Below are 19,545 nucleotides of genomic sequence, written 5' to 3'. Positions count from 1 at the left end.
GCCCCGCACGCGACCGTGCCCGCGTGACGAAGCTGGGGCTGCGCGACCTGCGTGCGTCAGCGTTTGCGCGCGCGCAGCATCAACCACGCGCAGCCACCGGCGACCAGCGCCAGCCCGAGCAGAACGGCCTCGGCGCCGAGTGCGAAACCCGGCGGCATTTCGCCGCTGTTCGGCACCGGCGACAGGTTGCCGCCCATCGCGACCGCGCCGCCGGCAAGCAGTGCCGCGCAGACGATCCAGTAGACCTTGCCGAGCGGCGCCGCGGTGCGGATTCGCCACAGCGCGATGCCGGCGCCGCCGAGGTACAGCATGGCGAGCGTGCCGAGCGCGATGACGTCGACCGCGCGGCTTTGCAGCAGTCCGCTCATTCGGCCTCCGTCGCGTGCCCCGGCGCGCGGCTCAGCAGATGCGTGCGGGTGTCTGCCGCGAGCGATACGTAGCGTTCGTACTGGCGCAGCACGTCGGCGATCACTTCGTCGCCGCGCAGGTATTCGACGTCGTAGCCGAGCCGGCCATCCTCGAAGAACGTGACGATGCCATACACGTGCGCACGCGCCTCGTCCGGCTCGGCCGTCTCGCGCACCAGGAACGCGGCTGCGGATTTCGCGGTGACGCGCACGCCGTACACGAAATCGCGATGTTCGGCTGTCGGCACGGTCAACCGCACCGCATCGTCGCTGTCGTGCTGTACGTGCGCATCGACGCCGCTCGCGCGCAACTCGTCGGCGACCTTGCGCAGCGCCGGTTCGACCGTTTCCGCGATGAACTGGCGCGCTTCGGCCTCGGTCGTCTGCCGCAGGATGTGCGTCAGGCGATGGCGCCAGTGCTGACCGGTCCAGAAGCTCGTTGCAGGCGCAACGTCCTGCGAATAGTGCGCGCGATCGGCCGCGAGCCCGCGCCACAGCCCATAGCAGAGCGCGAGCATGATGATGGCGACCGGCAGTGCGGCGATCAGCGTCATCGCCTGCAGCGCGCCCAGCCCGCCCGCGACGAGCAGCACCGCGGCCGTCACGCCGAGCAGCGCAGCCCAGAACAGCCGCTGCCAGACCGGCGAATGCGCGCTGCCGCGCGTCGCGATCTGATCGATCACGAACGCGCCCGAATCGGCGGACGTGACGAAGAACACCGCGATCAGCACGATCGCGACGATCGACAGCAGTTGCGGCAACGGCAGGAAATCGAAGAAGCGGAACAGCAGCGCATCGACGTTGGTCGCCGTCTGCGCGAGCGCGCCGGCCGCGGCGTGCGTATCGAGCCAGATCGCGCTGTTGCCGAACACGGTCATCCAGACGAGATTGAATGCGGTCGGCACGAGCAGCACACCGATCACGAACTGGCGGATCGTGCGGCCGCGCGAGATGCGCGCGATGAACATGCCGACGAACGGCGACCACGACACCCACCACGCCCAGTAGAGGATCGTCCAGCCCCCGAACCAGCCTTCCTCGCGCGGCGGTGCGTACGCATAGGTGCGGAACGACAGGTCGACGAGGCTCGACAGGTACTGGCCGATGTTGTCGCCGAGCGCGCGCAACAGGAACGCGGTCGGGCCCGCGACCACGACGAAGGCGAGCAGCAGGAACGCGAGCAGCAGGTTCAGCTCGGACAACCGGCGCACGCCCTTGTCGAGACCGGTCGCGGCCGACACGCCCGCGAGGATCACGACCACCGCGACGAGCCCGACGCGGAACACGTTGCTGCCCGTGTCCCAGCCGGCGACCGTATGCAGGCCGGCGCTCAACTGCATCACGCCGTAGCCGAGCGTCGTCGCGATCCCGGCGACCGTGCCGACCAGCGCGAACGCATCGACGGTGTGGCCGATCCAGCCGTTGATGCGCTCGCGCAGCACCGGATACAGCCCCGAGCGCAGCGTCAGCGGCAGGTTGTAGCGAAAGCCGAAGTACGCGAGCACGAGCCCCATCAGCCCGTAGATTGCCCACGCATGGAAACCCCAGTGGAAGAAGGTCATCAGCATCGCCTCGCGCGCGGCGGCGGACGTGCCGGGGTCGACGGTCGGCGGCTTCAGGAAATGCTGCATCGGCTCGCCGACGCCGAAGTACATCAGGCCGATGCCCATGCCGGCCGCGAACAGCATCGCCGTCCACGACACGAAGCTGAATTCGGGTTCGGCATCGTCGGGGCCGAGCCGGATGTTGCCGAAATCGCTGGCGGCGATCAGCACGAGAAACACGAGGAAGCCGGTGACGGCGAGCACGTAGAACCAGTCGAACCGTGCGATGACCCATTGCTGGCCGGCGGAGAACAGCGCGCCGGCTTCGCTCGGGCGCAGTGCGCACACGACGAGCAGCGCGCCGATCACGACGAGCGCGGGCAGAACGACCTGCGGCTTGAATGTCGTGCGGGGCGAGGGACGGGAATCCGGCATGGCGGGTATCCAGTTGTGGGTGCAACGAGGCGCGACGCCGCCCGGCGCGTGGTGCGCGTCGGACCCTGATACGGCGTGCGTCGAGTGTACCGCGGTGTCAGGACTGCAAGAAGAGAGCATGCAGAAGGGTAAACCTGACGAATTGTAAGGTATCGGGGCGAGCGAGAAAACCCGCGCGGTGCGTGCGGCGGGCCGGCGAGGCCGGGAAAAACGCCGCGGCGAACGCATATCGGACACCCGGACGGCGCGCACGGCATGCGCAGCGTCCTGGCGTCCAGGTAGAAGACGGCGCGCGGAAGGCGCCGTCGGGCGGGTTCAAAACGTGACCGCGATCCCGGCCATGCCGACGAACTGGCCGTGCGTCGTCGACGGCGTGAGCTGCTGCGAATCGCCGACGATCGGCGCCGCGTCGACGATGTGGCCGGCGCCTTGCGCGCCGAGCGTCCGCCCGCTCGAATGCGTGTACGCCTGCAGCGCGTAGAGCGTCGTGCGTTTCGACAGGCTGTACGACTCCTTCAGCGAGTACTGCTGATAGCGGGCCGCGTTCGCGACGCCGTTCGCCTTCGATGCGAGCGTGTACGCGAATGCGCCGGCCACCGAGAACGTCGGCGTGAAGCGGTACGCGGCGAGTGCGCCGTAGGTATTGAACACGGCCGTATCGGTGAAGGCCGAGCCGTTGCCGGGCAGATACTTCACGTTCGAATAGTTGAGCCCCATCGTCAGGTCGCCGAGCGTGTAGTTGCCGGCCGCCGCGATCTGCTCGACGGCCTTCGCGGTCAGGTAGCCCTGGTTCAGCACGGACACCGCGAAGCTGCCCGACGACGCGGTGGCCGGATTCAGGAAGCCCACGGAAGAGCCCGAGCTGTTGATCCGCAGATAGCCGGCCGCGATCCCGATCGGCCCGTTCGCGTAGCGCAGCGCGGCGCTGAACGTGTTGCCCTTGCCGGTCGCACCGGCAATGCCGCCGAATGCGTACATCGCGCTCGCGGTCAGCCCGGCGAAGGTCGGCGACGTATAGGTAACCGAATTGTTCACGCGAATCGTCGTGTCGAGGCCGTCGATGTCGCCGGGATGCGCGCCGGTCGCGCCGGTCAGCCAGCTGCTCGATGCGTACGGGCCGACGAACAGGAAGTAGGGCGTGTACTGGCGGCCGGCCGTCACCGTGCCGTAGCTCGCGTTGCGCAGGCCGACGAAGGCCTGGCGATTGAACATCGTGCCGGCGGCGGCCTGCGCGCCCGTATTCAGGTTGAAGCCGGCCTGCAGGTCGAAGATCGCATGCGTGCCGCCGCCGAGATCCTCGTCGCCGCGCAACCCGAACTTCGACGCATACAGGTTGCCGTCGCGCAGGTAGATGTTCGAGTGCCCTTGCTGGTTGTTCACGTACGCGAGCGAATCGTCGACGACGCCGTACAGCGTGACGCTGCTCTGCGCATGGGCGGCGGTCACGCCGAGCGACGCGCCCGATAAAATCAGGATTGCATAACGGTTGACGGGTGCTTTCATTGTCGATCTCCGGGGTGCTTCATCTTTTCAACGGGGCGGGAGGTTGAATGCCTCCTCTGTGGCAGGCGGCGGGCCGCGCGAACGGCCCGCCTGATCGCGTTGGCTTCAGTGGTTCAGTGGTCGAACGCGACGACGAGGCGGCGCCACGCGCCGTCCCGTGCATCCTGCTCGACGCGCGCGCCGCGCACGGCGACCGGGCCTTGCAGCGACGCGGACAGCAGGATCTCGACGCGGTCGGCCGGGCGCGCCGGGCGGCCGTCCCAGCGGACCGACACGCCGAGCACGCCCGACGCCTCGCGGCCGGTCTCGATGCGCCATAGTCCGTATTCGCCGTCGCGCCACGCTTCCGTCTCGCCGTCGTCCTCCACGCATTCGCCGTACGCGACGCCGTCTTCGATGCGCGGTGCGACGAGGAAGCCGCGCGTGTCGGCACGCGCACCGAAATGCTGGTCGGCGACGTTCAACGGCAGCACGCGACCTTCGCGCAGCAGCATCACCGGCGTGTCGAGCGGCGCGGGCAGCGTCACGCTCGCGCCGCCGTCGAACGACTGCGCGCTCGCACAGCATGTCCAGCGGGCGCCCGACGGCAGGTACACCGTGCGTTCGGTCTGGCCGGGATCGACGACCGGCGCGACCAGCAGCGCGTCGCCGAGCATCATGTCGTCGCACGCGTCGTAGCAGCGGGCATCGCCGGGGAAATCGGCGAGGGTCGGCCGCAGCACGGGCTCGTAGCGCGTCGTCGATAGCCACAGCAGGTGATAGAGGTAGGGCAGCAGCCGGTAGCGCTGCTTGATCAGCGACGCGATCTGCGCGGTGATCTCCGGGTACATCCACGGTTCGTTGACGGTGCCGTCGTCGTTCCACGAATGAATGCTGAAGCGCGGCATGAAGATGCCGAACTGCACCCAGCGCAGCAGCAATTCGGGCGACGGCGCGGGGCCGGAGAAGCCGCCGATGTCGTGGCCGATGTTCGACACGCCCGACAGCGCGAGCCCGAGGCCCATCTTCAGGTTGTAGCGCAGCGTCTCCCACGACGTGTAGTTGTCGCCCGACCAGGTCTGCACGTAGCGCTGCATGCCGGCGCCGCCGGAGCGCGACACGAGGAACGGCCGCCGCGCCGGCGCATGCGTGCGCTGCGCGTCGCGCGACGCGCGCATCATCAGCATTGTCTGCAGCACCTTCGCTTCGCGCGCCGGAAACGGCTGGCCGAAGCCGTGCGCGATCGCGTCGGGCGACCAGATCTCGTATTCGTTGTTGTCGTTCCAGGTCGAATCGATTCCGTATTCCAGCAGCGCCGACGTGACCTGCTCCTGCCACCAGCGATACGCGTCCGGCTGCGTGAAGTCGATGTACGCGCCGACCTCGTCCCAGAACTGCACCCATGCGGGCTCGCCCGACGCGGAACGGATCAGCAGCCCGCGCTGCGCGGCGTCGTCGAAGGCGGGATGGTCGCGCAGCAGGCACGGCTTGATGTTCGCGCACAGGCGGATGCCGTGGTCGCGATAGTGCTGCACGAAGCCTTTCGCATCCGGAAACTTGTCGCGGTTCCAGTTGAACACGTAACGCTTCGCGCCGATCGACGTATAGCCCGACGACAGGTGGAACGAATCGCACAGGATGTCGTGCGCGTCGCACTGCTCGACGAACTGGTTCATCTGCTGCTGCGCGTCCGGCGCGTCGGTATAGCTCATCGTCGAGCCCGAATAGCCGAGCCCCCATTTCGGCGTGCGCGCGGGGCGCCCGGTCAGCCACGTGAAGCGTCGCGCGGCCGCGAGCGGCGTAGCGGGCGATGCGATGAAGTAGTAGTCGAGATCGCCGTGCTCGGCGACGAAATAGCGATAGAGCCCGTGGTAGTTGTCGAGCTCGCGGCCCATGTCGAACGAGCAGTCGGACAGCGTGTCGTAGAACAGCCCGAAGCCCTGGCACGCATCGGGCGACCACGTGATGTAGAACGGGATGTGCTTGTACAGCGGGTCCGTGCTTTTCGCGCTGTAGCCCATCGCGTCGATGTTGCGCATCTCGAAGCGGGCGCCCGTGCGGTCGAGTTCGCCCGCGCGTTCGCCGAGGCCGAACACCTTGTCGCCGCGCTCGCGGGCGACGTAGTGATACGCGCGATCGTCCCACCAGCCGAAGTTGTATGCCTGCGTCGCGCGGTCGGCGAGCGCGACGCGCCATGCGCTGTTCGCGTCGCGCATCGACCACGTGCAATGGCCGCCTTGTCGGCGCACCGTGAGCCGGACCTGCGCGGTTTCGATCCGCACGCCGTCGTCGTCTTCGACGAAGTCGTAGTGGGGCAGCGCGAAGCCGCTCAGGTCGAGGCGGTCGCGCCCGTCGAGCGGCACGTCGTCGAGACCGGGTGCGATCGTCCACGTGCGCGGGGTGCGCGCCGTCGCGTCGGGCAGCACGCGCACGCGCACGACGTCGTCCTCGAGCACGAAGATTTCGACGGTGGCGCCGGTATCGGACGCGAGCAGCACGCGGTTCGCATGGTGGCTGGCGACGCGGAACACGGGCGGATGAAGGAGCGAAGTCATAAATGCGATTCCTGGTGAAAACGGAGGTCAGGCGTGCTGCGCGAGCAGGCGTTCCTGCTTCGACTGCCCGCGGATCAGCAGCGCGAGCAGCGTGACGCCGATGATGTCGAACAGCCCGAGGCACGCGAACAGCGGCGCATAGCCGATCTTGTCGGCGAGCGCACCGACCAGCAGCGAGAAGCCGAGGCCGCCGATCCACGCGGCCATCCCGGCGAAGCCGCTCGCGGTGCCGACTTCCTCGGGATCGAACACGTCGGCCGACAGCGTGTTGACGAGCGCGGAGATCATCTGGTGCGCGAAGCCGCCGACGCAGAACAGCGCAATCGCCGTGTACGGCGACGACACGAGCCCGATCATCGCCGGCCCGAGCATCAGCACCGCGCCGAGCGCGACGCCGGCGACGCGCGACCACACGAGCGGCAGCTTGAAGCGATTCGCGAGGTACGGCGACAGGTAGCCGCCCGCGATGCCGCCCAGGTCGGCCGCGAGAAACGGCATCCACGCGAATACCGCGATCTGCGTGAGTGGCATGTGGCGCTCGGTCGCGAGGTACAGCGGAATCCAGAAGCTGAAGGTCTGCCATGCGGGTTCCGCGAAGAAGCGCGGCAGCGCGATCGCCCAGAAGCGCCGCGCGGTGACGACGTCGCGGATGCGGCGCTTCGACACCGGCGGCATCGTCGCCTGGCCGTCGCGGATCAGCGTGCGTTCCTGCGACGTGAGGCGCGGATGGTCGGCCGGGGACCGGTACTGCGTGTACCAGAGCGCGGCCCACAGGAAGCCGAGCGCGCCGGTGACCATGAACGCGGCCTGCCAGCCGAAGCGCATCGAGATGAATACGACGAGCGGCGGCGCGATCGCGGCACCGAGCGACGTGCCCGCGTTGAAGTAGCCGACCGCGACGGATTTCTCGCGATCGGGAAACCATTCGGCGACGGCCTTCATCCCCGACGGAATCGCGGCGGCCTCGAACAGGCCCAGAAAGCCGCGCAGGATGCCGAGCGACAGCCAGCCCGATGCGAAGCCGTGCGCGACGCCGACCACCGACCACAGCATCGCGAACAGCGCGAAGCCGAGCCGCAGCCCGATCAGGTCGACGATGAAGCCGCACACCGGCTGCATGATCGTGTAGCCGATCTGGAACGCGCCGACGATGTACGAGTACTGCTGCGTCGAGATCGCGAACACCTGCTTGAGTTCGGGCGCGAGCACCGCGAGGGAATTCCGTGCGAGGTAGTTGAGGATCGTGCCGAGACACACGAGCACGATGATCCACCAGCGCAACGCCTTGACTGTCTTCACTGCTGTCTCCTGTCAGGGAGGGCGGCGCGCGGCGCCTGCCCGGTCCATGAGGGCCATCCGTCGGAATGGCTCGTTTCGTTTTGGCTCGTACGATGTCCGATCTTGATGTGCGCCGGTTTTACCGATTCATATCGAAATCACGGTGTTCGAGCGAACATTTCGTCGTCACAGAGCTGCAATGTTATCTGACGACTGATCATTTTCGAACATCCTATGTTCGAATGCGAATCCGGTCAACGTGAATCTGCATTCGAACGAACGTACTCGGGGTTTTCCCGATGACCGGATGGCGACCGTGAGCGGCGACGCAGGGCGATCGCCCGTCAAAGGCCCGTGGGGCGGGGCCGAACGATCGTCCGCACGGTCGACGGACGCCGGTTGAGGCGCAACAAACCCTGATGAAAATTTATTTCTTTTCAGTCGGGAGATTGTGTAAATTCATTTTCATCGAACCTTGCAACAACCCTTCGCATGACGCCTCTCGTTCCGCCCGATGTCAGTCACGACGAACCCGCGATCGCCGAGCGGATCGCGTCGGCGATGCCGTTGATGACGCCGATTCACCGGCGCATGGGCGAATTCGTGCTCGCGAACCCGTTTCGCGCGGCGACGATGCGGATCGACGAGCTCGCGCAGGCCGTGAATGCGTCGATCGCGACCGCGAACCGCTTCGCGAAGGCGCTCGGTTTCGACGGCTATCCGGCGATGCGCGCGGCGCTCGTGCGCGGCTTCGAGGCCACGCTCGGGCCGGTCGAGCGGTTGCGTTCCGCGCAGGAGCAGGAATCCGGCGTACGCGGCGCAGTCTGGATCGATGCGGTATTCGACCAGGCTGTCGCCAACATCGAGAACACGCGCGCGCAACTGGACGCGGCCGATGTCGAGGCGGCGGTCGAGGCGATCGTCGGCGCGCGGCGCGTGTTGATTCTCGGCGCCGGGTCGAGCGCGTTCCTCGCCGGGCTGATCGAGCATGGCCTGTCCGTCTGCCATGACAGCGTGCAGTCGCTCGCGCTGCTCGGCGGGCCTTCGCATGCGGCGCGACGCCTGTACACGGCCGATTCGCGCGATCTCGTGATCGCGCTCGCGTTTCCGCGCTACGTGAAGGACACGATCGAGCTGGCGCGTCGTGCGGCGGCGCGCGGCGCGCGCGTGCTCGGCATCTCCGACGGCCCGCAATCGCCGCTCGCGCCGATCGCGTCGCTGAACCTGTACGTGAAGGCCGAGCGGCGTTTCGCGGCCACGTCGGAAGCGGCCGTGCTCACGATGATCGAGGCGCTGATCGATGCGGTCGCGCTGCGCACGCACCGGTCCGCGAAATCCGCCGCCGAGATGACTGAATTCCTGCTGCCGTGGCTCGTGCAGCCGCAAGCGGCGCTGCCGGCCGCCAACCCTTCTTCCCCACGTCCGAAAAAATCATGACTTCACCCGCGATCGTCGCGATTCACGGCGGCGCAGGCACGATCCTGCGCGAAGCAATGGATACCGACACCGAACGTCGGTACCGCGCCGAACTCACCGCGATCCTGCAGGCCGCGCAGCAAGTGCTGGCCGACGGCGGCAGCGCGCTCGACGCGGTGACCGTCGCGGTGCGCATGCTCGAAGACTGTCCGCTGTTCAACGCCGGGCGCGGCGCCGTTTATACGGCCGAAGGCAAGCACGAACTCGACGCGGCGGTCATGGACGGCGCGACGCTCGGCGCCGGCGCGATCTGCTGCGCGACGCGCGTACGCAATCCGGTGCTCGCCGCGCGGCGCGTGATGGAGGCGAGCGAGCACGTGCTGTTCGCCGGCGCGGGCGCCGATGCGTTCGCGGCCGCGCAAGGGCTCGAACTCGCGGAACCCGGCTACTTCGACACCGAGGCGCGGCATGCGCAGTGGGTCAAGGCGCGCGCGGCGGCCGGCATGATGCTCGACCACGATGCGGCCAGCTTCGCGTTCGGCGGCGCCGCGCAACCCGCCGAGCCGCTCGATCCGGACCGCAAGCACGGCACGGTCGGCGCGGTCGCGTGCGACGTGCACGGCCATATCGCGGCGGCGACGTCGACGGGCGGCATCACGAACAAGCAGCCGGGGCGCGTCGGCGATTCGCCGATCATCGGCGCCGGCTGCTATGCGGACGACGCGACCTGCGCCGTCTCCGCGACGGGCACCGGCGAGATGTTCATCCGGCTCGCGACCGCGCATGACGTGGCCGCGCAGATCGCGTATCGCGGCGCGTCGCTCGCGGACGCCGCGCACGACGTCGTGATGAACAAGCTGCCGCGCCTCGCGGGCCGCGGCGGGATCATCGCGGTCGACGCCCAGGGCAACGTCGCGATGCCGTTCAACACCGAAGGGATGTACCGCGGCTACGCGCGCGTCGGTGAAGCGCCGGTCGTCGGCATCTACCGCGACGATGCGGCCTGATTGCGGATCGCACGAGGAGAGAGCCATGACTTCGAGCCGTAACCCGTCGCCCCTGACGTTGCCCGAGCAGCGCGTGGTGGCCGTCGACGACCTGTCGGTCACGTTCCGCCGCGAGAACGCGACGTTCGACGCGGTGCGCAACGTGTCGTTTCACGTCGATCGCGGCGAGACGCTCGCGATCGTCGGTGAATCGGGCTCGGGCAAGTCGGTCACGTCGCTCGCGCTGATGCGGCTCGTCGAGCACGGCGGCGGCGAGATCACCAGCGGCCGGATCGCGTTCCGGCGCCGTGGCGGCGCGCTGGTCGATCTCGCGCGGGCGAGCGCCGCGACGATGCGCGGTATCCGTGGTGCGGACATCGCGATGATCTTCCAGGAGCCGATGACGTCGCTGAACCCGGTGTTTACGGTCGGCGACCAGATCAGCGAGGCGATCGCGCTGCACCAGTCGAAGAGCGCGGCCGAAGCCCGCGCGGAAGCGCTGCGGCTGCTCGATCTCGTGCGCATCCCGGAAGCGCGCCGCGTGTTCGCACGTTATCCGCACCAGTTGTCGGGCGGGATGCGACAGCGCGTGATGATCGCGATGGCGCTGTCGTGCCGGCCCGCGCTGCTGATCGCCGACGAGCCGACGACCGCGCTCGACGTGACGATCCAGGCGCAGATCCTGCAACTGGTGCGCGGGCTGCAGGACGAAATGAACATGGGCGTGATCTTCATCACGCACGACATGGGCGTGGTGGCCGAAGTGGCCGATCGCGTGCTCGTGATGTATCGCGGCGAGAAGGTCGAGGAGGGCGAGTCGGACCGCATCTTCGCGACGCCCGCGCATCGCTACACGCGCGCGCTGCTCGCGGCCGTGCCGCGGCTCGGCTCGATGCAGGGCACCGACGCACCGGAGAAATTCCCGCTGTTGAAGGTGGACGGCACGAACGCGACGGCCACGGCCGCGACGACGGCGTCCGCGGCGAACGACGCGCAGCCGCCCGTCGATCATGCCGCGCCGCCGATCCTGCGCGTGCGCGATCTCGTCACGCGCTTTCCGGTGAAGAGCGGCGTGTTCGGCCGCGTGTCGCAATACGTGCATGCGGTCGAGCGCGTGAGCTTCGAGCTGCGCGCGGGCGAGACGCTCGCGCTCGTCGGCGAATCGGGCTGCGGCAAGTCGACCACCGGCCGTTCGCTGCTGCGTCTCGTCGAATCGCAAAGCGGCTCGATCGAATTCGACGGCCGCGACATCAGCGCGCTGAAGGGCCCGGACCTCCAGGCGCTGCGTCGGAACATCCAGTTCATCTTCCAGGACCCGTTCGCGTCGCTGAACCCGCGCCTGACCGTCGGCTTCTCGATCATGGAGCCGCTGCTCGTGCACGGCGTCGCGAGCGGCAGCGAAGCGCAGGCGCGCGTCGACTGGCTGCTCGACAAGGTCGGCCTGCCGCCGGAAGCCGCGCGCCGCTATCCGCACGAATTCTCGGGCGGCCAGCGCCAGCGGATCGCGATCGCGCGGGCGCTCGCGCTGAATCCGAAGGTCGTGATCGCCGACGAGTCGGTGTCGGCGCTCGACGTGTCGGTGCAGGCGCAGATCGTCAACCTGATGCTCGACCTGCAGCGCGAGCTCGGCGTCGCGTACCTGTTCATCTCGCACGACATGGCGGTCGTCGAGCGCGTCAGCCATCGCGTCGCGGTGATGTATCTGGGCCAGATCGTCGAGATCGGCCCGCGCCGCGCGGTGTTCGAGGCGCCGCAGCATCCGTACACGAAGAAGCTGATGAGCGCGGTGCCGGTGGCCGACCCCGCGCGCCGGCATGCGCCGCGCCAGCTCGCGGCGGACGAGATTCCGAGCCCGATCCGCGCGGTCGGCGACGAGCCGGTCGTCGCGCCGCTCGTCGCGGTCGGCCCCGATCATTACGTCGCGACGCATCGCGTCGGCGGCGCGTATTGAGTAGTGGCGTCGTGCGCCGCGATGACGGTGCACGAACCAGCAGGCAGTCGAAACCGAAACGCCCGAGAGGCGTCACCGATTCACCGATAGGAGCCCAGCAAAATGAGCAAGCAGCATCCGTTTCCGATGTTTCGTCCGCGCGCATGCTTCGTCGCGCTCGCCGGCGCGTTCGCGCTGTCGGCCGCGCTGCCCGCGTTCGCGCAGCAGACCGCGGTGATGGCGGTGGATTCGACCTTCACGACGATGGACCCGTACGACGCGAACGACACGGTGTCGCAGGCGGTCGTCAAGTCGTTCTACCAGGGGCTGTTCGGCTTCGACAAGGACATGAAGCTCGTCAACGTGCTCGCGACCGGCTATGAAGCCAGCCCCGACGCGAAGACGTACACGATCAAGCTGCGCTCGGGCGTGAAGTTCCACGACGGCACCGATTTCAACGCGGCGGCCGTGAAGGCGAACTTCGACCGCGTGACCGATCCCGCGAACCACCTGAAGCGCTACAACATGTTCCGCGTGATCGAGAAGACCGAAGTGGTCGATCCGACCACCGTGAAGGTCACGCTGCACGAGCCGTTCTCGGCGTTCATCAACACGCTCGCGCACCCGTCGGCCGTGATGATCTCGCCGGCCGCGCTGAAGAAGTGGGGCCGCGACATCGCGCTGCATCCGGTCGGCACCGGGCCGTTCGAGTTCGTCGAATGGAAGCAGACCGACGACCTGAAGGTGAAGAAGTTCGCCGGCTACTGGAAGAAGGGCTATCCGAAGATCGACGCGATCGACTGGAAGCCGGTGGTCGACAACAACACGCGCGCGGCGCTGATGAAGACGGGCGAAGCCGATTTCGCGTTCCGCATTCCGTTCGAACAGGCGGCCGACCTGAAGAGCAACCCGAAGGTCGACGTGGTCGAGCGGCCGTCGATCGTGCAGCGCTACGTGTCGCTGAACATGCTGCAAAAGCCGTTCGACAACCCGAAGGTGCGCCAGGCGCTGAACTACGCGGTGAACAAGGAAGCGCTCGCGAAGGTCGCGTTCTCCGGTTTCGCGACGCCGTCGACCGGCGTGGTGCCGCAGGGCGTCGATTACGCGACGAAGCTCGGGCCCTGGCCGTACGACCCGGCGAAGGCGCGTGCGCTGTTGAAGGAAGCCGGCTATCCGAACGGTTTCGAGACGACGCTGTGGTCCGCGTATAACAATTCGACGTCGCAAAAGGCGATCCAGTTCGTGCAGCAGCAGCTCGCGCAGGTCGGCGTGAAGGTGCAGGTGCAGGCGCTGGAGGCCGGCGAACGCGTCGCGAAGGTCGAGAGCGCGCCGGATCCGGCGAAGGCGCCGGTGCGGATGTACTACATCGGCTGGTCGTCGTCGACCGGCGAAGCGAACTGGGCGATCACGCCGCTGCTGGCCGGCGCGTCGGCGCCGCCGAAGCTGGTCAACACCGCGTACTACAAGAACGACACGGTGGACGGCGACCTGACGAAGGCGCTTGAGACGGTCGACCGCGCGAAGAAGGCCGAGCTGTACGCCGATGCGCAGAAGCAGATCTGGGCCGATGCGCCGTGGATCTTCCTCGTGCAGGAGAAGATCGTGTATGCGCGCAGCAAGCGGCTGCAGGGCGCGTACGTGATGCCGGACGGCTCGTTCAACTTCGACGAGATCTCGGTGAAATGACGGCGGTTTGCCCGCCACGCAGTGCCGGCGGCGCCAGCCGCCGGTGCGCTGATTCGATCGGTGTCCCATGCTGAATTTCCTCGTCAAACGCCTGTTCGGCCTGCTGCCCACGCTTGCGATCGTCGCGGTGCTGGTGTTCCTGTTCGTGCATCTGCTGCCGGGCGACCCGGCGCGGCTCGCGGCCGGCCCCGAAGCCGACGAGGCGACCGTCGCGCTCGTGCGCGCCGATCTCGGGCTCGATCGGCCGCTGCCCGCGCAGTTCGCGCGCTTCTTCGCGAAGATCGCGCACGGCGATTTCGGGATGTCGACGCGCAGCAAGCGGCCGGTGTCGACCGAGATCGGCGAGCGCTTCATGCCGACGCTGCTGTTGACGCTCGTCAGCATGGGGTGGGCGACGGCGTTTGGCATGGCGATCGGCATTGCGTCGGCGGTCTGGCGCAATCGCTGGCCTGATCGGCTCGGCATGACGCTCGCGGTGTCGGGCATCTCGTTTCCTGCGTTCGCGCTCGGCATGCTGCTGATGGAGATCTTCTCGGTGAAGCTCGGCTGGCTGCCGGTCGTGCCGGACGGCACGTGGAAGAGCTACGTGCTGCCGTCGCTGACGCTCGGCGCCGCGGTCGCGGCGGTGATGGCGCGCTTCACGCGCGCGTCGTTCGTCGAAGTGCTGAACGAGGATTTCGTGCGCACCGCGCGCGCGAAGGGCGTGCATGAACCGATGGTCGTGCTCAAGCACTGCCTGCGCAACGCGATGATCCCGGTCGTCACGATGATGGGGCTGCAGTTCGGCTTCCTGCTCGGCGGCTCGATCGTCGTCGAGGCCGTGTTCAACTGGCCGGGGCTCGGGCGCCTGCTGGTCGACGCGGTGACGATGCGCGACTACCCGGTGATCCAGGCGATCGTGCTGCTGTTCTCGCTGGAATTCATCCTGATCAACCTGACCGTCGACGTGCTGTACGCGGTCATCAACCCGACCATTCGGTTCAAGTGAGGCCCGCATGAACGCGACTGTCCAGCCCGCGGCGCCGGCCGCAACGACCGCGATCCGCACGCCGTGGCGCGAATTCTGGCGCAAGTTCCGCAAGCAGACCATTGCGCTCATCGCGGGCGGCTTCGTGCTGGCGCTCGTCGTGCTCGCGTTCGTCGGCCCGCACATCGTGCCGTTCGATCCGGAAAACTATTTCGACTACGACGCGCTGAACGCGGGGCCGTCCGCCGTGCACTGGTTCGGCGTCGATTCGCTCGGCCGCGACATCTTCAGCCGGATCGTCGCGGGCACGCGCATCTCGCTCGCAGCCGGCTTCTTCTCGGTGGCGCTCGGCGCGGTGATCGGCACGTTCTTCGGGCTGCTCGCCGGCTATTACGAAGGCTGGTGGGACCGCATCACGATGCGCGTCGCCGACGTGCTGTTCGCGTTCCCGGGCATCCTGCTCGCGATCGGCGTGGTCGCGATCCTCGGCAACGGGATGGTCAACGTGATCTGCGCGGTCGCGATCTTCAGCATCCCGGCGTTCGCGCGGCTCGTGCGCGGCAACACGCTGATGCTCAAGCACATGACCTACGTCGAGGCCGCGCGCAGCATCGGCGCGTCCGACTGGACCATCATCATGCGGCACATCCTGCCGGGCACCGTGTCGTCGGTCGTCGTCTACTTCACGATGCGGATCGGCACGTCGATCATCACCGCCGCGAGCCTGTCGTTCCTCGGGCTCGGCGCGCAGCCGCCGACGCCGGAGTGGGGCGCGATGCTCAACGAGGCGCGCGCGGACATGGTGACGGCGCCGCACATCGCGGTGTTCCCGAGCCTCGCGATCTTCCTGACCGTGCTCGCGTTCAACCTGCTCGGCGACGGGCTGCGCGACGCGCTCGACCCGAAGCTGGAGCGCCGTTGATGGAGGCTGCGCCGATGTGGGCCGCGACGCTGCCGGTCGGGCCGCGCGGCACGATCGCCGACGTGCCGGGCGTGACGGTCGGCCATTGCACGCTCGACACCGGCGACGTGCAGACGGGCGTGACCGTCGTGAAGCCGCACCCGGGCGACGTGTACCGCAGCAAGGTGCCGGCGGGGGCGGCCGTGATCAACGGTTTCGGCAAGAGCGTCGGGCTCGTGCAGGTCGACGAACTCGGCACGCTGGAGACGCCGATCGCGCTGACCAATACGTTCGGCGTCGGCGCGGTCGCAGAGGCGCAGATCCGCGCGACGATCGCCGCGAATCCGCGGATCGGCCGCGACTGGCCGACCGTCAATCCGCTCGTGTTCGAGTGCAACGACGGTTACCTGAACGACATCCAGGCGTTCGCGGTCACCGCCGCGCATTACGACGACGCGTGCCGCGCGGCGTCGCGCGACGTCGCACGCGGCGCGGTGGGCGCCGGGCGCGGGATGTCGTGCTTCGACCTGAAAGGCGGGATCGGTTCCGCGTCGCGTGTGGCCGTCGCGGCCGGCCGCCCCTATACGGTCGGCGCGCTCGTGCTCGCGAATTTCGGCCGGCTGCCGATGCTGACGCTCGGCGGCGTACCGCTCGGCCGTGTCGTCGCGCAACGGCGCGCGGCCGACGCCGCGCACGCGGCGCCGCCCGAGCAGGGCTCGATCATCCTGTTGCTGGCGACCGACGCGCCGCTCGACGCGCGGCAGTTGTCGCGGCTCGCGCGCCGCGCGGCGGCGGGGCTGGCCCGCACCGGTTCCGTGTACGGGCATGGCAGCGGCGACATCGCGCTCGCGTTCTCGACCGCTTACACGATCGCACACGATGCATCGACGATCGCGCTGCCGGCCCTCGTGGCCGATGCGGCGCTCGATCCGCTGTTCATGGCCGCGGCCGAAAGCGTCGAGCACGCGATCGCCGACGCGTTGCTGCAAGCGGTAACGGTCGCCGGGCGCGACGGCCACGTGCGGCAATCGCTGCGCGACGCGGTGCCCGATCTCGACCGGTGGTTCAACGAATACAACGAAGGACGTTCGACCCTGTCATGAAGATCCTGATCTCGACCGACATCGAGGGCGTCGCCGGCGTATTCGCGACCGAGCAGACGCGCGCCGGCAATCCGGAATACGAGCGCGCGCGTCGCTGGATGACCGCCGAGGCGAACGCGGCGATCGAAGGCGCGTTCGCGGGCGGCGCGCAGGCCGTCTGGGTCAACGATTCGCATGGCGGCTTCCGCAACCTGCTGCCCGACGGGCTCGATGCGCGGGCGCGCGTCGTGCTCGGCAAGCCGCGTACGCTCGGGATGATGACGGGCGTCGAACAGCAGCCCGATCTCGTGTTCATGATCGGCTATCACGCGAAATCGCAGACGCGCGGCGTGCTCGCGCACACGATCAACAGCTTTGCGTTCACGCAGGTGTGGCTGAACGGCGTCGAGCTCGGCGAAGCCGGGCTGTACGGCGCGCTGGCGCGCGAATACGGCGCGCATGTCGCGCTCGCGACCGGCGACGACGTATTCGCCGAGGAAACGCAGCCGCTGTTTCCGGACGCGCGTTTCGAGACGGTCAAGACGGCCGGCGGCGCATCGAGCGGCGAGACGCTGACGCCGTCGGCGTCGTGCGCGCGGATCGCGACCGCCGCACGGGAAACGGTCGCGCGTGCGCTATCGTCCGGCGTGCGCGCAGGCGCGCATCGGCCCGCGCCGGCCGCTTGCACGCTGCGCGTGCAGACGGTCGCGCTCGCCGACCTGTTCTGCGTGCTGCCGTCGCTCGAGCGCGTCGATGCGGTGACGCTGCGCTTCGACGGGCCGTCGGTCGAGCACGCGGTGCGCACGCTGAACAGCCTGTCGGCGATGTCGTTCATGCTCCGGTGATGCGTGCCGCGACGATGCCGCCGGCGCGCGGCCGGGCAGCCGATCGCGACGGCGCGGGCCGTCGTGGCGGGCAGGCATGCATGCGTCCATGGCCGCAACCAGCGCGAGCGGCGTCTCGTTCATCGGATGGAGGGTGCGGCCGCGAGGTCGCGCAACGGTGGAGCGGATCGTGGATCGTTCGAAGGCGACCGGCCTTCGATGTCGGGTCATTGATGATGGAATTCGGGCCGTGAGAAATACGCTGCTAGATCCCTACGAACACATTCCTCGGAGCGTGGTCGTGACCGCCAACGACTATGCGGCGGGCACGACGTTTCCGGATCACGCGCACGTGCGCGGACAATTCGCGTTCGCGTCGCGCGGCACGATCAGCGTGTCGACGCCGCACGGCCGCTGGCTGGTGCCGCCGCAGCGCGCGTGCTGGGTGCCGGCCGGCGTGCGGCACGAAATGACGATGACCGGGCCGGTCACGATGCTCAACGCGTTCGTGGCCGCGGACGCCGCGCAGGCGGCCGGGCTGCCCGCGCAGTGCGGCGTGTATGGCGTGTCGCCGCTGCTGCGGCAACTGCTCGACGATGCGGTCGACCTGCCCGCGATGTACGACGTCGACGGCCGCGCGGGCAAGCTGATGGATCTGCTGGTCGCCGAAATCGCGACGATGCCGCGCCTGTCGCTGCATGCGCCGCTGCCGGCCGACGCGCGGCTGGCGAAGGTGTGCCGGCACCTGTTCGCGGCGCCGTCGATCGCGGCCGATCTCGACCGGGTCGCGGCCGACGCGGGCGTGAGCCGGCGCACGTTCACGCGGCAGTTCCGCGCGCAGACGGGCGTCAGTTTTGCCGCGTGGCGCCAGCAGGTGTGCATGCTCGCGGCGATTGCCCGCCTGACCGACGGGCAGCCGGTGACGCGCGTCGCGCTCGATCTCGGCTATGCGAGCGCGAGTGCGTTCACGTCGGCGTTTCGCCGCATTCTGGGCGACACGCCGAGCCGGTATCTGGAGAGTCGCCGCTAGGCGGTGCCTGCCGCCAAAAAATACGCGTCCGCCAACTTCGGCCAGACGCGTTCAAAGGCACTCTGTGTGAAAAAATGCGCGACCGGCCTGTCGGGCAGCGTCGCGCATCGTTCATATCATTGTTGCTTCGTCCGATTCAATTCTGCCGGCTCGTTGCGGATAACGAAGCATACGCTGCATAACGCGCAAACGATATCGTGTCGATCCCGCGATTCATGTGCTGTCGCAGCATGCGTTCCGATTGCGCATTCGATATCGGAGCGGAAAGCCGATGAGGACGGGCATCCGCGGCTCCGCCGGTCACGATGCGCCGCACCATCGAATGCGGGCGACGGAGTCCCCCAAACGCCGCGTGGCGCGATGCCCATCGGTATCGCGCCACGCGGCGGTGCGGTTGCAGGCGAAGCCGACGCGCGCCGGCGCACGCGTCAAACGTCGAAGAACACGGTTTCGTCCGGCCCCTGCATGCGGATGTCGAAGCGGTAGACGACCGGCCGGCCCGGCTGCGCGTCGCGTTTCGCGACGAGCGTCGCGCGGCGCTCGGCCGGCACCGCGTTCAGCACGGGGTCGGTCGCGTTCGCGGCGGCCTCGTCGTCGAAGTACACACGCGTGAACGCATGGGTGAGGATCCCGCGCATCATCACGGTCACGTTGATGTGCGGCGCGTCGTCGGCGGCGACGCGGCCCGGCTTCACCGTCTCGACGACGAAGCGCTGCTGCGGATCGGTGCCCGTGCCGACCCGCGCGAAGCCCGTGAAGCCGGATTTCGCGATGTCGTCGCGCGACGCGGGATAGCGGCCCGCGCCGTCCACCTGCGTGAATTCCAGCACCGCGTCGCCGACGACGTTGCCGTCGCCGTCGAACACCTGCCCGACCAGCAGCACATGCTCGCCTTCGGCGTGCGCGGCGGCAATCGTCGGCGTGAACAGGCTTTTCAGGTCGTAGTCGTATTGCTGCGGGCACAGGCCGTACGCGAAGTACGGGCCGACCGTCTGCGAAGGGGTTTGCTTCAGCGTCGTCAT

At 68.3% G+C, this 19,545-nt stretch carries 15 protein-coding genes; 9 read left to right on the top strand and 6 right to left on the bottom strand.

Annotated features, from left to right (window positions below; genetic code table 11):
- Positions 1-56 precede the first annotated feature (56 nt).
- From HWX55_RS30545 to HWX55_RS30525, 5 genes are all read right to left on the bottom strand, one after another.
- Positions 57-368: a hypothetical protein gene (locus HWX55_RS30545; protein ID WP_175978412.1), complete on the bottom strand. Its 312-nt coding sequence runs from the start codon at positions 366-368 to the stop codon at positions 57-59.
- Positions 365-2,386: a BCCT family transporter gene (locus HWX55_RS30540; protein ID WP_175978411.1), complete on the bottom strand. Its 2,022-nt coding sequence runs from the start codon at positions 2,384-2,386 to the stop codon at positions 365-367. Before HWX55_RS30540 ends, HWX55_RS30545 begins: the two co-directional genes overlap by 4 nt.
- A 315-nt stretch (positions 2,387-2,701) precedes the next feature.
- Positions 2,702-3,889 carry a porin gene (locus tag HWX55_RS30535; RefSeq protein ID WP_175978410.1) on the bottom strand — a complete coding sequence of 396 codons (1,188 nt, stop codon included), beginning with the start codon at positions 3,887-3,889 and terminating at the stop codon, positions 2,702-2,704.
- A gap of 113 nt (positions 3,890-4,002) precedes the next feature.
- Entirely contained in the window at positions 4,003-6,423 is a 2,421-nt protein-coding gene (locus HWX55_RS30530; protein WP_175978409.1) for a glycoside hydrolase family 31 protein, read from the bottom strand.
- 27 nt (positions 6,424-6,450) lie between these two features.
- The gene (locus tag HWX55_RS30525) at positions 6,451-7,722 is read right to left on the bottom strand and encodes an MFS transporter (RefSeq protein WP_175978408.1); all 1,272 of its coding nucleotides are present in this window, start codon (positions 7,720-7,722) and stop codon (positions 6,451-6,453) included.
- 471 nt (positions 7,723-8,193) lie between these two features.
- Here HWX55_RS30525 and HWX55_RS30520 point away from each other — a divergent pair, with 471 nt between their 5' ends.
- The 9 genes from HWX55_RS30520 (at position 8,194) to HWX55_RS30480 (ending at position 18,523) form a co-directional block, all read left to right on the top strand.
- The gene (locus HWX55_RS30520; protein ID WP_089489282.1) at positions 8,194-9,138 is read left to right on the top strand and encodes a MurR/RpiR family transcriptional regulator; all 945 of its coding nucleotides are present in this window, start codon (positions 8,194-8,196) and stop codon (positions 9,136-9,138) included.
- Complete coding sequence (locus HWX55_RS30515) at positions 9,135-10,124, top strand: isoaspartyl peptidase/L-asparaginase (RefSeq protein ID WP_175978407.1); 990 nt, start codon at positions 9,135-9,137, stop codon at positions 10,122-10,124. Before HWX55_RS30520 ends, HWX55_RS30515 begins: the two co-directional genes overlap by 4 nt.
- Positions 10,125-10,149: 25 nt before the next feature.
- Positions 10,150-12,054: a dipeptide ABC transporter ATP-binding protein gene (locus HWX55_RS30510; protein WP_124554143.1), complete on the top strand. Its 1,905-nt coding sequence runs from the start codon at positions 10,150-10,152 to the stop codon at positions 12,052-12,054.
- Between the two features lie 102 nt (positions 12,055-12,156).
- The gene (gene gsiB / locus HWX55_RS30505; RefSeq protein ID WP_175978406.1) at positions 12,157-13,719 is read left to right on the top strand and encodes a glutathione ABC transporter substrate-binding protein GsiB; all 1,563 of its coding nucleotides are present in this window, start codon (positions 12,157-12,159) and stop codon (positions 13,717-13,719) included.
- A gap of 67 nt (positions 13,720-13,786) precedes the next feature.
- Positions 13,787-14,707 (top strand): glutathione ABC transporter permease GsiC, encoded by a 921-nt coding sequence (gene gsiC, locus HWX55_RS30500; protein WP_050010825.1) that lies wholly within the window; start codon positions 13,787-13,789, stop codon positions 14,705-14,707.
- A gap of 7 nt (positions 14,708-14,714) precedes the next feature.
- The gene (gsiD, locus tag HWX55_RS30495; protein WP_050010827.1) at positions 14,715-15,608 is read left to right on the top strand and encodes a glutathione ABC transporter permease GsiD; all 894 of its coding nucleotides are present in this window, start codon (positions 14,715-14,717) and stop codon (positions 15,606-15,608) included.
- A complete protein-coding gene (locus HWX55_RS30490) occupies positions 15,608-16,690 on the top strand; it encodes a P1 family peptidase (RefSeq protein ID WP_175978405.1) in 1,083 nt (360 codons plus the stop codon). Before gsiD ends, HWX55_RS30490 begins: the two co-directional genes overlap by 1 nt.
- Positions 16,687-17,514: a M55 family metallopeptidase gene (locus HWX55_RS30485; RefSeq protein WP_175978404.1), complete on the top strand. Its 828-nt coding sequence runs from the start codon at positions 16,687-16,689 to the stop codon at positions 17,512-17,514. The genes HWX55_RS30490 and HWX55_RS30485 overlap by 4 nt, the downstream gene beginning before the upstream one ends.
- A gap of 229 nt (positions 17,515-17,743) precedes the next feature.
- A complete protein-coding gene (locus tag HWX55_RS30480; RefSeq protein WP_175978403.1) occupies positions 17,744-18,523 on the top strand; it encodes a helix-turn-helix transcriptional regulator in 780 nt (259 codons plus the stop codon).
- A 428-nt stretch (positions 18,524-18,951) separates the two neighbouring features.
- On the opposite strand, the gene pcaG is transcribed toward HWX55_RS30480, so the two are convergent.
- Positions 18,952-19,545: a protocatechuate 3,4-dioxygenase subunit alpha gene (pcaG, locus tag HWX55_RS30475; protein ID WP_050010832.1), complete on the bottom strand. Its 594-nt coding sequence runs from the start codon at positions 19,543-19,545 to the stop codon at positions 18,952-18,954.

The organism is Burkholderia sp. BCC1047 (genome assembly GCF_902833155.1).
Classification (GTDB): Bacteria; Pseudomonadota; Gammaproteobacteria; order Burkholderiales; family Burkholderiaceae; genus Burkholderia; species Burkholderia sola.
This window is presented reverse-complemented; position numbering and strand designations above follow the sequence as displayed.

Coding starts and splice junctions, on each gene's coding strand:
- gsiC (WP_050010825.1), top strand. CDS start 13,787: ATGCTGAATTTCCTCGTCAAACGCCTGTTCGGCCTGCTGCCCACGCTT.
- gsiD (WP_050010827.1), top strand. CDS start 14,715: ATGAACGCGACTGTCCAGCCCGCGGCGCCGGCCGCAACGACCGCGATC.
- HWX55_RS30545 (WP_175978412.1), bottom strand. CDS start 368: ATGAGCGGACTGCTGCAAAGCCGCGCGGTCGACGTCATCGCGCTCGGC.
- HWX55_RS30530 (WP_175978409.1), bottom strand. CDS start 6,423: ATGACTTCGCTCCTTCATCCGCCCGTGTTCCGCGTCGCCAGCCACCAT.
- HWX55_RS30520 (WP_089489282.1), top strand. CDS start 8,194: ATGACGCCTCTCGTTCCGCCCGATGTCAGTCACGACGAACCCGCGATC.
- HWX55_RS30535 (WP_175978410.1), bottom strand. CDS start 3,889: ATGAAAGCACCCGTCAACCGTTATGCAATCCTGATTTTATCGGGCGCG.
- pcaG (WP_050010832.1), bottom strand. CDS start 19,545: ATGACGACGCTGAAGCAAACCCCTTCGCAGACGGTCGGCCCGTACTTC.
- gsiB (WP_175978406.1), top strand. CDS start 12,157: ATGAGCAAGCAGCATCCGTTTCCGATGTTTCGTCCGCGCGCATGCTTC.
- HWX55_RS30510 (WP_124554143.1), top strand. CDS start 10,150: ATGACTTCGAGCCGTAACCCGTCGCCCCTGACGTTGCCCGAGCAGCGC.
- HWX55_RS30485 (WP_175978404.1), top strand. CDS start 16,687: ATGAAGATCCTGATCTCGACCGACATCGAGGGCGTCGCCGGCGTATTC.
- HWX55_RS30515 (WP_175978407.1), top strand. CDS start 9,135: ATGACTTCACCCGCGATCGTCGCGATTCACGGCGGCGCAGGCACGATC.
- HWX55_RS30490 (WP_175978405.1), top strand. CDS start 15,608: ATGGAGGCTGCGCCGATGTGGGCCGCGACGCTGCCGGTCGGGCCGCGC.
- HWX55_RS30540 (WP_175978411.1), bottom strand. CDS start 2,386: ATGCCGGATTCCCGTCCCTCGCCCCGCACGACATTCAAGCCGCAGGTC.